This window comes from Domibacillus sp. 8LH, from assembly GCF_038806185.1.
Classification (GTDB): Bacteria; Bacillota; Bacilli; order Bacillales; family Domibacillaceae; genus Domibacillus; species Domibacillus indicus_A.
In genome coordinates this window covers 121,033-132,540 of sequence record NZ_JAVJNG010000005.1, presented here as the reverse complement: position 1 = coordinate 132,540, position 11,508 = coordinate 121,033, and the positions used below count along the sequence as shown (strand labels likewise).

The window sequence follows — 11,508 nt, the reverse complement described above, 5'->3', positions numbered from 1 at the left end:
ACTATACCATCTTCCATGAAAGACTTCATGAATGGATGAACTACACCCCGATTGTCAGGCACAATTAATAATTGGACGTGTAGTTTTTTTGTGACTAAATATGACAGCTACGAAATACGAACTGTTTCTTAAATCCACAACGGCTTATTCCATGTAGTTAGTAGAAAAAATATAAAGTATTATATACCTTAACTAATTTAAAGAGGTGAATATAAAGGATATGAAAAAAGTACAACCATACAGAATTCAAGAGGTTCAAAAATCTGAATATGATCATATCATCGAATTTGTGACGAAGATACGAAAAGAAATCTTCCCTATGTTATGTCAAGATTCACTTCCACAGGATCTTCTTCATTTTGAACGATATTATACACAGCGTGAAAATGCTGCTTTTTTTGCTGCTTTTTCTGAGGATGGGACAGTGTTGGGAACTATTGGTGTTTGTCCATATGACGGAAGGTTTAGTCAGTTACAGGAAAACTATGATTTAACCAAAACTGCAGAAATTGTAAAATGCTATATGGATCCCAACTACCGGCGTTTCGGGATTGGAACTGCATTATTTGAAAAGGCGACAAGTTTTAGTTATGAAGCAGGTTATCAAATGCTTTATTTACACACACATCCGTTTTTACCTGGAGCTATTCCATTTTGGAGAGCTCAAGGTTTTGTAGATAGATTAGCAGAAACTGATCCGATATGGAAAACGTTGCACATGGATAAGAAATTAAAAAATTAAATATAATTTGTTTCTAGTTTGACACTCCCACGGCTAAAGCCGCAAGCCCTTCACCTTGCGGTGAGACGGGTGGATTACTAGTAAATTTAATTTGGAATTTGCGTATAATTAACTCCTTAAATGTAGTAAAATCATTTAGATTAGAATAATGATTGAAAAGTTGATGAAAAGCGGGATTAAGAGGAAACACCTATGAAAAATAAGAAGTTGAAATCAATTTTTGTTTTATCTCTTTTATTATTAGTAATTTTTATGATGATTAATATGTTTTCTTCTTATATTAGCATAAAAAAAACAGCGGAAAATTCCATCGCCAACCAGAATATAGAAGCTGCAAAATCAATAGCTGCCTCAATGGATATAGAGAGTTATAAACGATTTCTAGAGAATCCTGTAAAGAACAATGAGTATCTGGAAATCAGACGTTACCTAGAAGATGCAAGAGAAAAAAATGGCGCTTTATATGTGTATACACTTGCTGTTGATAATCCTAAAGTATCCAGAGCGATGATTGTGGCCATGCCTGAAGGGACAAGAGAAGAATTTCCAATCGGAGGAATATGTACAGTTCCAGAAGAACAGGTCGAGATGGCTTACAAGGGATTGATATTTTCAACTGACATTATTGCAGATCCACTTTATGGAGACTATTTAACGATAGGAGTACCGATAGAGGACCAGTCGGGTGGAATTATTGGCTATTTGGCAATTGATATTAGTGCAGATATCATTAACGATATCAGCGGAAAGGCATTAAAAATCAACATTTCCAGCCTTGTGTTTAATGGTTTGTTTGTCATCCTCATGCTTGCCTCTTTTTTTATTCTCCAAAAATGGTATATGAAAGAACTAAAAAAAGAAGTAGGTGACACGGAGGATACCTATCAATTAGAGCTTCAATCTTTAATATCGTCCGTCCAATCTTTACGACATGATTTTTCAAATCATATTCAAGTACTTCACGGCCTGCTCAAGCTGGGAGAGTATGATAAAGCACTTGATTACTTAACCATTCTTTCTAAGGAAGTTCATTTAATTGAGTCCATAAAATTAGACTTGAGTAATCCAGGGTTATCTGTGCTTTTGCAAACCAAAAAGCTCTCGGCTCAAAATCATAACATTGATGTTTGTTTTGATGTCTTACATGATTCATTTAACACAATAAAAACCACAGATTTAATTAAATTATTATCAAATTTAATAGATAATGCAATAGAGGCGGCAATAGAGCTGCCTGAGCAAGAACGAAAAATGAACATTGTATGTAAAGTGGTTTCAAAAAACTACATATTTGAAATAAGTAATACAGGACCCGAGATTAAGGAAAAAGATAAAGAACACATTTTTAAAAGTGGTTTCTCCACAAAAAAGATACGACAGGGAAAAGTGAGGGGCCAAGGCCTATTTATCGTTAAGGAAGTAGTAAATAGGTACGGTGGGAAAATATCAATTGACTCTAATAAAAACCAGACGGTTGTGCATGTGGAAATTCCAATAAATAAGGGGAAAATACTACCTTCCAAATGAAAGAAGCCGTATCAGCTGTCATGCTGGTACGGCTTTTCACTTTATAAATATATTTTTCTTTTTGAGATTAAAAGACACTCCACATTATAAAAGAGAAGGAGATTTTCCGTACATGACTCCCATCATTTGAATCTCCCACAGCGAAAGCCGTTCTTCTGCAAAAGAATACTCTACGTTAAATAAATGTGCAGCTTTATTAACGGCCAACCGTTTATCAAAAGGCATATCCAATTTCTCAAGCATAAAAGTCGGCATGCAGAAATGAAGGGTGAAAGTCTTAGCCTGCCACTCTTGCAGCTGGACAAAAGGGAAGGGTAGCACGGTATGATTGCCTGATTGTCTTAGTAGATGACAAACCTCGTGAGCAAATTCCTGTAATTGTTTTGCTTCACATAAGTTTTCATTAAGCAAAATCAGCATAAAAGAAAAAAACCTGTCTCATAAAGGGACAGATTTCGCAGGAGGTAAAAACTTGAGAGTTAATAATATTCTAGATAATTCGATTCAGAAGCTATTGCCCGGCTTGAAGTTGATAAGGTGGATTTTATGCAAGTAAGATACGTTTTACTGATCAGACAATTGAGCTCCCAAATGTGCCATAAGAAGATGGATAAGGTTTCTTTTGCATGCTTTTTTATTTAATCAGAAGTTTTAGTCAAGGGCATTTTTTATAAAGAACAGAAACGCGGATCCATTTTTTTGGTCTGCAAATCCTATTGAGTATATACGCAGAAAATAAAAAGCATTTTACTGAATGCTTTTTTCGGGTTCCTTTCCACTTTTCCAGAGCCGTCGAATGCCAGGGCGCTGGTGTTCCGAGGATTGACCCGGGAAATGCGCATACCCAAGCAGTGCGCCATTTCTTCCACTTTGTTCTGGATGCCTATTTTCCGCCACCTATGAAGCTTGAAGCGAAGTTTCCTGGCTCCATAGAACCCCTTTGGGGTTTTTATTCTGCCCAGGTATTCGAATACGATAACGTCACAGTCATGCTTTGATGCGAATTTTACAATTTCATGGCTGGTGCGGCGGACAATATGCTGCTGGTACCCATTGATCTGCCGCCAAAAATTTGGTGCGTGAATGCGGCCGCTTGCCCGCTGTGCTTTACGCAGTTTGTTGGTTAAAGTCTGCAGACGGTCTTTTTCTTTAGGCTGGTTAATAAATGTCCGGCCTAAGACAGTGCCTGTTGCATCGATAACCGAACAAACCGCAGAGTTCGTCAGCCCAAGGTCTACCGCACACACTTTTTGTTCCTGAATAGGTGTTTTTGTTAAAGTAACTTTATTTTCATAGCTAATGGAAAGGAAGAATTTCTTTCCCCGCTTAATCAGCTTAGGGTTGTTTTCTTTCCATTCCCAGACACCCCTTTTATAAAGGTCCTGCCCTTTAAATTCGATATCTGCCCATACCCAGTCATTCTTGTGGAATACCTTGATTTGTGCGGATGTATCAGATGTTCTGTTGAACATATTCCCTCGATAAAAAACAGGGAATTCTTTATGTTCCGCTTGCAGACAAGGCGGCTGTTTTTTTAACTTTATTCCTTCGGAAAGAACGTATTTCTGCTCTTCTTCCCAATTTTGATAGTTAGAGCGGAAGCTCTTTACCTTTCCGAAAGCAGAGGCAATGGCACTTCTGCGGAAATAGGAAGGAAACTTGTAAAAACGTTCGTTAAACTCTTTGTATTTTGGAAGAGGGTTTGATTTGGTTGCGTGAATCAGTTTTTCTACTGCCGGTACAATCGATTTGGTTGTCAGGCCGTCGGTATGATCAAACTCTTTGTCGATAACCCTGATGATGAAGGACAGAGCATCATTGTACATATCCAGCGTAGCATTGAAGATTTCCGTCTGGTTTGTAATTTTGTGCAGCAGCGACTTCGCAACTTTCATGACCAAACCCTCCTTTCCATTTCTTAGTCCTTATAATACGTTGATCGTATCAAAATGGAAAACACCTGTAAAAGGAAAAGAAAATCAGTATGAGTGATTATAAGTAAGAAACGGCAATTGGTGTAACGAAAAAACATAATACAAGAACAGGGAGAATAAAGACCTTAGCACCTAACCCCCACTAAATCAAAGATTTTGAAGGGGAATGCGGCGCTAATTTTTGTTCAATTTCTTTTTTGAGAATTTGGATAAGTGCTTCATCCAAATTCAGTTTTTTCGCCTGATTATAGGCTTGAATTAATTGTTAGTTTGATAGAACAGAAAATTTCATACTTCCTCCTGTTTGTATATTCCCAGGAAAACTGGCTGAAAACCAGTATTCTTATTCCATTTCGTTCCCTCAATTCCAATTAATAGAACAACCAAAAAATCGAATAAAAAAGGTGGCTGCTGCGCAAGTGGGAGATTGAGTTTTGGCAGGGGCCTGTCGTAATTGATATCTCAGCTATATTGACAGCTTTTCAGTCGGTGGCGTCACAATCCATACAATGAATATTTGTAATAACTCTTATGGACAGAAAGTTTATATACATTCTGTCCATAAGAGTTATTACTTAGAAAATAGTAGAGCCCCGCTTTTAAAGCGGGGCCCAAAACTAACTTTCTAATCGATTTTGTTTTATCCACCAGTCAATTTGATCTAAATCAAAAATAATGATGTTGTTAATGAGTTTTTTATGAGGAAGCTTCTTGTTTTTGATTAGATCATAAATTTTCTCCTCAGCAAGTGGATATTTTACTGAATCCAGATAGGAAATTAGTTTTTGTACTCCTTGGATTCTTCTCATTTCATCACCTCCCACCAAAATTTCTCTATGTCCTGTATAGGAGTGGAGAAAAATTCGTGTAAAGGATCAAACGAGAGAATCTAGGAAAATATATACCCTATTAAGTAGAAATTCACACTTATTCGGCAGAGACATTTAAAAATAGAAAAAGAGGTGATCGCTTTGATAAGAGCTAGGAATTAGTATGAAGGATTGTTTTGAAAAAGAGACGAGCAGGACGGAACTGCTTAAGGGACTTTCTCTCCTGACCAGTACAGGAAGCATGAATTACTGCTTTTTCGATTGGTTACCTTCCGATTGATTGCTCTCATCTTTTGGTTCAGGTCTATTAAGTTTGCTGTTGGGACTGAAACCTTGATATACAAGCCAAGTTATAGCAGCAAGAGAAACAATAAAAAACAAAAGAAAAAAAGTGTTTTGAGTAAAGATAATAATCACCCCCGAAAAGTTTCTTTATTAACATAATGGCTGTTTTCACGATAATTATTTATTAAATAAATCAGTAGTTCGCTTAAAAAACTGAATAAGGGGGTTGCTGCTATGCAAGTGGGGGATTGGGTTTTAGCAGGAGTCGGTCGTAATTGGTATCTCAGCTATATTGATAGCTTCTCATCTGATGGTGACACAGTCCATATAACAAGAATCGCTAGATCAGCGAAAAGGCAGCCAGTCTGGATCGAGCCTTTACCAGCGACATGCCATAAGAGCCTTGTCAGTGCGACTGGTATAACAATGCCTCCAGAAGATCATATGGAAATAAGCCAGTTAATGATTGATTTGGCGCTACAAACAGGCGATAAGCAGTGGTTTGAAGAATTGATGGGAGGAGAACAAAAATGGCATACCGTGGAGCAGTAATAGTGCAACAATGGACCCCAGAAGAAGTACAAGCTTATTGTGAAAAAAAATTTGAATCAAAGCGTCCGACATTTGTAAAGAAGGCGGAGGAAGAAGATGCCCTGCGATTTTCGAAAAATGGTGAGCGCAAAAGAAATGATCTGTGCCTGACAAGGCCAAACAAGCAGCAATACGAACGGTATCTGAAACAGGGTTTAACTGAAGAAAACATTATTAATCGATATCCTCATCTGCCGGTAGGGTGGTTGCAGGCGGCAAAGAAGCGTTTGGGATTTGTATGAAGGGTTATTTTAAAAAGGAGACGAGCAGGACGGTATTAATTAGTACAGAGGGTACTTTCTTCTTAACAGTGGTTGTAGAGAAATATGCAAAAAAATTGATGAATATGGGAAAGTAAGTTCAATTTCGTACATTTTTCTGTTTAAGAAGTAAAACAAATATGAACGCACCCTAATCAGATGATTTATCTTTTTTTTCAAGCTTTTGAATGTTCTTATCCAAAAATTTATTTTTTGATTCCGAAAAGCCTTGTAACTTCATCATTCTTAAAATGATTGGAAAGATAAGAACGAGTTCTAAAATTGATAAAAATAACCATAAAAAGAGTTCATTTGAAGACATATTGAGAAAACCTCCAGACACACAAATATCGCGATTTTAAGTTACCCAATTTTTGGGGGAATAAACGTTTTTGTTTATGAAAAAGGAGACCTAAAATGGCTTTTTTTAGATGGAAAACCTTGTTGATCACACTGGGAGAGTAGTTCGAAGAGGAATATCTGCCAAAAGATGAAGGAGCAGGACGGCGCGGCTTGATCAAAGCGGGAGGAGCTTTGATCTCCTCAATAATTGACCGAAACTGTGCATTTAAAAAACTCCTCTGAAATTTCAAAGGAGTTAATATAAAAAGCTTTTAATTTATTAGTTTGTCGATAACAGATGCAGCTTCATCTACATCATGGTAGTAGCTGATTTCATGTGGCAGTTGAGAAAATACAATTTGTATTATACCAATGTTTTTCAAGCAAACTAAAGCTACAGGATGGTTGTTATTTTTGAAAGTATAAATGATTTCAGTATTCCTATGATGCTGCATAAACTCTAACATCATCTTTATACTTTCAAGGGACATTTCATCACCCCCTTTCCCATCAAAGGAAAGTGACTAAGAAAAGTCTCAAAGAATCCAATAGATGCCTATCATTCTAGAATAACACATTTTAGTACTTTTTACTCAACAGTACGTCCAAAAAATAAAATAAAAGGGGTGGCAGCCTTGGCGAGGGTGGGAGATTAGGTAAAGCTCCACTCTATCTTATTCCGAATACTTCTGATAGCAAATTATACAAGCGTTCCCAGTTAAGAATATTCTTGTATCTTAATTTTTTAGAAGGAATAAATTCAGAGAAAAAGTGAAATAAAGAAAGTAAGAAAACTAGGGGGGTGAAAACTTTGTTGAAAGTAGGAGAGTGGAGGAAAGTACAAATTGGCGGTATGACGGTAATTGGTTATGTGAGCAGTATTGTGCAAAGCGGGTTTCAAGGATATGAGATCGAACTCACAAAAGTAATACGGATCAAAGACGGTGAATTTGAGTTTAGAAAACCAGTACCCGGCATCTTTACAGAAGAGCAATTAGAACCAATTGATGATTTTTGGGACAAGCATCAGGATAAGTCAGCACTCATTGACCTGGCACTTTTAACAAAGGATGAGCAATGGTTTAAAGAATTGATAGGGAGAAAACAACAATGGGATACCGTGGAGCAGTCATTAAACAGCAATGGACACCAGAAGAAGCTAAAACCTATTGTAAAGAAAAGTTTGAATCAAAGAGGCCGGTTTATGTGAAAAAAGCAGAACAAAATGATGCTCTTCGTTTTTCTAAAAATGGTGAACGCAAAAGAAATGAGCTGTGTCTGACAAGACCAAATAAGCAACAATACGAACGATATCTTAAACAAGGATTAACCGAAGAAAACATTATTAACCGTTATCCTCATTTGCCGATAGGGTGGCTGCAGGAGGCAAAGAAGCGGTGGGGATTTGCATAAAAAAGACAGCCAGGTGGCGACTGACTGCAAATAATAGGGGTGACTTTTCATATGTGACATATGCATCCTAAGAAGCAAAATCTAAACTGTATAAAGCATAACTATTATACGTTATTGTAGAGCCTTTTATGCAAATAAAACAAAAAGCAGCCAGGCGAGGGGGCCTGACTGCAAAAATCATGGGCTTCTTTGGAGTTAGCATCGAAGTTGGCGTTACTATTATGAATCGTTTGAGAAAATTTAATACAGATAAATCTCGAGTTCAGCGTATGCCTGTATTCCATATAATGCAGACTTTAATAAGTAGTAAATTGAAACAGTAAAAGAGGCAGGGCATCATTTATCTTTCAACTCATTGTTCTCATCTTCTGGCGTAGGCCTGTTAAGTTTACTGTTAGACCTGTAACCCTGATATTGAAATAGAAGCCAAGCTAGAACAATTAATGTATTCACAAAATATAAAAGTAAAAAGAGTGAATAAAAAATAATAACCCCTCCTAAAGATTTCACTAGCATGAGGATGACCGTTTTTAGAGAAATTATTCATGAAAATCTCATAAGTAAGTTAACAGTTTGTCGAAAACAAATAAGCCTGAAAGCAAATACTCTCAGACAGACAAGCCTAAACCACTAGGGAGTGGTTGCTTGATTCATTTCCATTTTAATTACAAATAAACAAACTAATCAACTTTGAACAAAAAACAGCCAGGCAAGAACCTGACTGTAGACACGAAGGCGATTCTTAGCCGTATGAAGTTGAAAGGATTAATACCAGTATAAACCGTTTGAGAAATGCTTATACAAAAAATACGTAGGTAATAACATGACTTATCGAAATGCTGTTGAAACGCAGACATGGCCAAAGGAAAAAATGGATGCTTATTGAGAAGAACGGATTGCGGGAAAGCGGCCGGATTACCTCAAAAAAGCAGAAGAAAAAGATTCCGAACACTTTTCTAACGCAAAAAATAAAATAATGAGCCCGTACTTGCTGACAGATCAAATAAAGGGCAAATTGATGCTTTTATGAAACAAGGACTGACAGATCAGCATATTATCGAACGTTATCCTTATTTGCCGGCAGGCTGGCTGAAGGAATGCAAAAAGCATTGGGGATTTGCATAAAAGGGCAGCTGCTCTAATTATCGAGTTGAGACGGCCTTTATAGGACATACTAACAAAAACTTTTTAGATGGTGATGGCTTGAAAAAGAAAGTTATTTTGTTTCTAAGTATCACATTTGCTGTCCTAGTAACAGTAGTGGTGATTCGAGACATGTTAAATGGAAATTTCTCTACCTGGCCGGCCGGACTTGGTATGATTTTTTGCAGTGCGCTGCCTATTTTCCTTTTATTTTTAAAAAAGCATCCTTTTAACCTGCCTTTGATTATCAGCTACTATCTTTTCTTATTTATTACGCTTTTTTTGGGAGCCGTCTTAAAATTTTATGATCGCTTTTTATGGTGGGATACAATGCTTCATTTCTTTGGTGGTTCCTTTTCAGGCTTCATTGGCACAGCGATTTACAATTTTCTTCTGCCAAAGAGGTTACAAAGAGGAGTTTCGCGATGGATGATCTTTTTGTTTGCTTTATCATTTTCAGTAACGATCAGTGTTCTGTGGGAAAGCGCTGAGTTTGCCGGGACTGTTATAGGTTTTTTGCAAGGAGAAAGCAATAAGGATACGATGAAAGATATGTTGGCTGGTTTAACGGGAGCACTAATCGTAGCTAGATATGCAGGGCTTAGAAAAAAGTCCAGCTGAAACAAATAAGTTTTGTTTTGCGAGAATGTGAATGTGACAGCATGGATATTAAAAACTACTCAGCAGAGGAAGCGAAGAAGTCCTGGGATTTGCGTAAAAAAATCCAGAGATACGCCCGGGTTTAGAGTTAGCATAGTGAACAGAGGTTCCTGCTTGGAGTAAGCATTGATAAAGTGTATTTCATTACAGACCTTACGAGCGGGAAAGCCCCCTCCTTCAGGTGTGGGATGATAGCGAGGTCGAACCGGGCATGTCTTCAGACATGTCAAAGGTTCGATTTTTTTCTTTTAGCTTATCTCTTTTGTATACAAAACGTTTGTTTGGTATAATTGGTACAACCTAATTTTTCGGAAAGAAGGAATTGGATGGAAACAATTTCTTTAAAGCTGGAACTAATGAAGACAACCCATGCAAAAGAACAGATTTACTGCAAAATGACCGAATTAAACACCGGCTTTTCCAATTGGCTTCTTCAGTATGATGAACTTTCAAAAGCCACTTCGAAGGTCTACAAACTTTTTCTGCGGACAAATTGCCTTCGGCCATTGTCAACCAAACCATCCGGGAAGTGAAGTCACAAAAGAAAAATCAAAAAGCAAAAACCTTTCGCCGTTTTTGGTGTACTTTTAACAACCAAAATTTAAAAGTTGAAAAAGAAAACGGTTTATACAAACTCTCTTTTCCTACATTAGAGAAACGAGTCGGTGTTCCCGTTGTGGCAGAGCTCTATCAGCAGCATTGGCTTGATAAAATATTGTCCGGCGAAGCAAAATTGGGTGCCGGCAAGCTTTATGAGAAAAAAGGGAAATGGTATATGTCTGTGGCAATTTCTTTTGAACCGAAGGTTGTTTCCTCTTCTTCTAAAGTGATGGGTGTAGACGTAGGGCTAAATTATTTAGCTGTTGCTTCAATAGGGACAAATTCATTGTTTTTCAAAGGAAATGAGGCTGCTTTTATTCGAAGAACATTCTCTTCAAGGAGAAAAACCTTAGGAAGAAATAAGCTTCTTTCTGTTATTAAAGCCTCTAAAAATAAAGAATCCCAATGGATGAAAAATCTGAACCATAAAATAAGCCGACAAATCGTTCATTTCGCTGCAGAGAACGGTGTTCGCTGCATTCGAATGGAAGATTTGACAGGCATTCGCCGTATAAAGCCAAATCAAAAAAAGACGCAGGCAGAAATCTGCACTCTTGGACACATTATCAGCTTCAGCAGTTTATTGAATACAAAGCCAAAATGGCAGGGATTCAAGTTGAATATGTGAATCCACATCATACCTCTCAAACATGTAAATGTGGCCATGTAGACAAAAAGAATAGAAAAAGACACACGTTTGCGTGTGTCAAATGTCAGTATACACTTCATGCTGATGCAAATGCGGCCATTAATATTTCGAAAGCCATCAGCGGCCTTTCAAAAAAGAAAAACAAGCAAGCAGCTTAACCTAGTCCTGTGGTAACAGCAGGACCGCCTGTAAGGTACATGTATGCCGAAGGCATACAAAACGAAGCGGGACGGGCTGATGACACCGCCCTTAACTGAAGGCGAGTTCTAAACAGAAATGGACAGTGAACGCATTCGCACTTCAGAATCCCACCCGTTTCACCGCAAGGTGAAGGGCTTGCGGCTTTAGCCGTGGGAGTGTCAAAAGAAAGAATATGCGTGATAGAAATTGAAAACAAAAAAGCAGCCAAGCGAATGAATCTGACTGTTTAAATTAATATGTAAAGTTGAGGCAGCCTTGTTAAGTGCGACAAGGAACTTTTCGATTTTGGAGCTGGGCATGGATAATTAACTTATTTAACTCTTCACTATAA

At 37.5% G+C, this 11,508-nt stretch carries 13 protein-coding genes and 1 pseudogene; 8 read left to right on the top strand and 6 right to left on the bottom strand.

Annotation, left to right across the window (positions count from 1 at the left end; genetic code table 11):
• The first annotated feature begins 220 nt into the window (after positions 1 to 220).
• Positions 221 to 742 carry a GNAT family N-acetyltransferase gene (locus RG959_RS10040; protein WP_342796987.1) on the top strand — a complete coding sequence of 174 codons (522 nt, stop codon included), beginning with the start codon at positions 221 to 223 and terminating at the stop codon, positions 740 to 742.
• 192 nt (positions 743 to 934) lie between these two features.
• Positions 935 to 2,269 (top strand): sensor histidine kinase, encoded by a 1,335-nt coding sequence (locus tag RG959_RS10035; protein ID WP_342796986.1) that lies wholly within the window; start codon positions 935 to 937, stop codon positions 2,267 to 2,269.
• Positions 2,270 to 2,353: 84 nt separating this feature from the next.
• Here the strand turns inward: RG959_RS10035 and RG959_RS10030 are convergent, their stop codons facing one another.
• The 4 genes from RG959_RS10030 to RG959_RS10020 form a co-directional block, all read right to left on the bottom strand.
• Complete coding sequence (locus tag RG959_RS10030) at positions 2,354 to 2,689, bottom strand: ImmA/IrrE family metallo-endopeptidase (RefSeq protein WP_342796985.1); 336 nt, start codon at positions 2,687 to 2,689, stop codon at positions 2,354 to 2,356.
• Positions 2,690 to 2,982: 293 nt separating this feature from the next.
• Positions 2,983 to 4,164 (bottom strand): IS200/IS605 family accessory protein TnpB-related protein, encoded by a 1,182-nt coding sequence (locus tag RG959_RS10025; RefSeq protein ID WP_342796984.1) that lies wholly within the window; start codon positions 4,162 to 4,164, stop codon positions 2,983 to 2,985.
• Between the two features lie 181 nt (positions 4,165 to 4,345).
• Positions 4,346 to 4,462, bottom strand: coding sequence for a sporulation histidine kinase inhibitor Sda (sda, locus tag RG959_RS25150; protein ID WP_369335179.1), 117 nt, complete (start codon positions 4,460 to 4,462; stop codon positions 4,346 to 4,348).
• Between the two features lie 358 nt (positions 4,463 to 4,820).
• Positions 4,821 to 5,012, bottom strand: a complete 192-nt coding sequence (locus RG959_RS10020) for a hypothetical protein (RefSeq protein WP_342796983.1) — start codon at positions 5,010 to 5,012, stop codon at positions 4,821 to 4,823.
• Between the two features lie 540 nt (positions 5,013 to 5,552).
• On the opposite strand from RG959_RS10020, the gene RG959_RS10015 reads away from it, so the two are divergent.
• Complete coding sequence (locus tag RG959_RS10015) at positions 5,553 to 5,870, top strand: IDEAL domain-containing protein (RefSeq protein WP_342796982.1); 318 nt, start codon at positions 5,553 to 5,555, stop codon at positions 5,868 to 5,870.
• A complete protein-coding gene (locus RG959_RS10010) occupies positions 5,849 to 6,151 on the top strand; it encodes a hypothetical protein (protein WP_342796981.1) in 303 nt (100 codons plus the stop codon). Before RG959_RS10015 ends, RG959_RS10010 begins: the two co-directional genes overlap by 22 nt.
• A 169-nt stretch (positions 6,152 to 6,320) precedes the next feature.
• Here the strand turns inward: RG959_RS10010 and RG959_RS10005 are convergent, their stop codons facing one another.
• Positions 6,321 to 6,491 carry a hypothetical protein gene (locus tag RG959_RS10005; protein WP_342796980.1) on the bottom strand — a complete coding sequence of 57 codons (171 nt, stop codon included), beginning with the start codon at positions 6,489 to 6,491 and terminating at the stop codon, positions 6,321 to 6,323.
• A 292-nt stretch (positions 6,492 to 6,783) separates the two neighbouring features.
• Positions 6,784 to 7,002: a hypothetical protein gene (locus tag RG959_RS10000; RefSeq protein ID WP_342796979.1), complete on the bottom strand. Its 219-nt coding sequence runs from the start codon at positions 7,000 to 7,002 to the stop codon at positions 6,784 to 6,786.
• Positions 7,003 to 7,322: 320 nt separating this feature from the next.
• Here RG959_RS10000 and RG959_RS09995 point away from each other — a divergent pair, with 320 nt between their 5' ends.
• The 4 genes and pseudogenes from RG959_RS09995 to RG959_RS09980 all read left to right on the top strand — a co-directional run bounded on the left by RG959_RS09995 (position 7,323) and on the right by RG959_RS09980 (position 11,134).
• Complete coding sequence (locus RG959_RS09995; protein WP_342796978.1) at positions 7,323 to 7,721, top strand: hypothetical protein; 399 nt, start codon at positions 7,323 to 7,325, stop codon at positions 7,719 to 7,721.
• Positions 7,718 to 7,924 (top strand): hypothetical protein, encoded by a 207-nt coding sequence (locus RG959_RS09990; RefSeq protein ID WP_342796977.1) that lies wholly within the window; start codon positions 7,718 to 7,720, stop codon positions 7,922 to 7,924. The genes RG959_RS09995 and RG959_RS09990 overlap by 4 nt, the downstream gene beginning before the upstream one ends.
• Before the next feature lie 1,203 nt (positions 7,925 to 9,127).
• Complete coding sequence (locus RG959_RS09985; RefSeq protein ID WP_342796976.1) at positions 9,128 to 9,688, top strand: DUF2238 domain-containing protein; 561 nt, start codon at positions 9,128 to 9,130, stop codon at positions 9,686 to 9,688.
• Positions 9,689 to 10,053: 365 nt separating this feature from the next.
• A pseudogene (locus RG959_RS09980) lies at positions 10,054 to 11,134 on the top strand (RNA-guided endonuclease InsQ/TnpB family protein).
• Positions 11,135 to 11,508: the final 374 nt, after the last annotated feature.

What these genes read in the sequence shown, in the direction of transcription:
- RG959_RS10040 (WP_342796987.1), top strand. Translation starts at nt 221, where the DNA reads ATGAAAAAAGTACAACCATACAGAATTCAAGAGGTTCAAAAATCTGAA.
- RG959_RS10035 (WP_342796986.1), top strand. Translation starts at nt 935, where the DNA reads ATGAAAAATAAGAAGTTGAAATCAATTTTTGTTTTATCTCTTTTATTA.
- RG959_RS10030 (WP_342796985.1), bottom strand. Translation starts at nt 2,689, where the DNA reads ATGCTGATTTTGCTTAATGAAAACTTATGTGAAGCAAAACAATTACAG.
- RG959_RS10025 (WP_342796984.1), bottom strand. Translation starts at nt 4,164, where the DNA reads ATGAAAGTTGCGAAGTCGCTGCTGCACAAAATTACAAACCAGACGGAA.
- RG959_RS10020 (WP_342796983.1), bottom strand. Translation starts at nt 5,012, where the DNA reads ATGAGAAGAATCCAAGGAGTACAAAAACTAATTTCCTATCTGGATTCA.
- RG959_RS10015 (WP_342796982.1), top strand. Translation starts at nt 5,553, where the DNA reads ATGCAAGTGGGGGATTGGGTTTTAGCAGGAGTCGGTCGTAATTGGTAT.
- RG959_RS10010 (WP_342796981.1), top strand. Translation starts at nt 5,849, where the DNA reads ATGGCATACCGTGGAGCAGTAATAGTGCAACAATGGACCCCAGAAGAA.
- RG959_RS10005 (WP_342796980.1), bottom strand. Translation starts at nt 6,491, where the DNA reads ATGTCTTCAAATGAACTCTTTTTATGGTTATTTTTATCAATTTTAGAA.
- RG959_RS10000 (WP_342796979.1), bottom strand. Translation starts at nt 7,002, where the DNA reads ATGTCCCTTGAAAGTATAAAGATGATGTTAGAGTTTATGCAGCATCAT.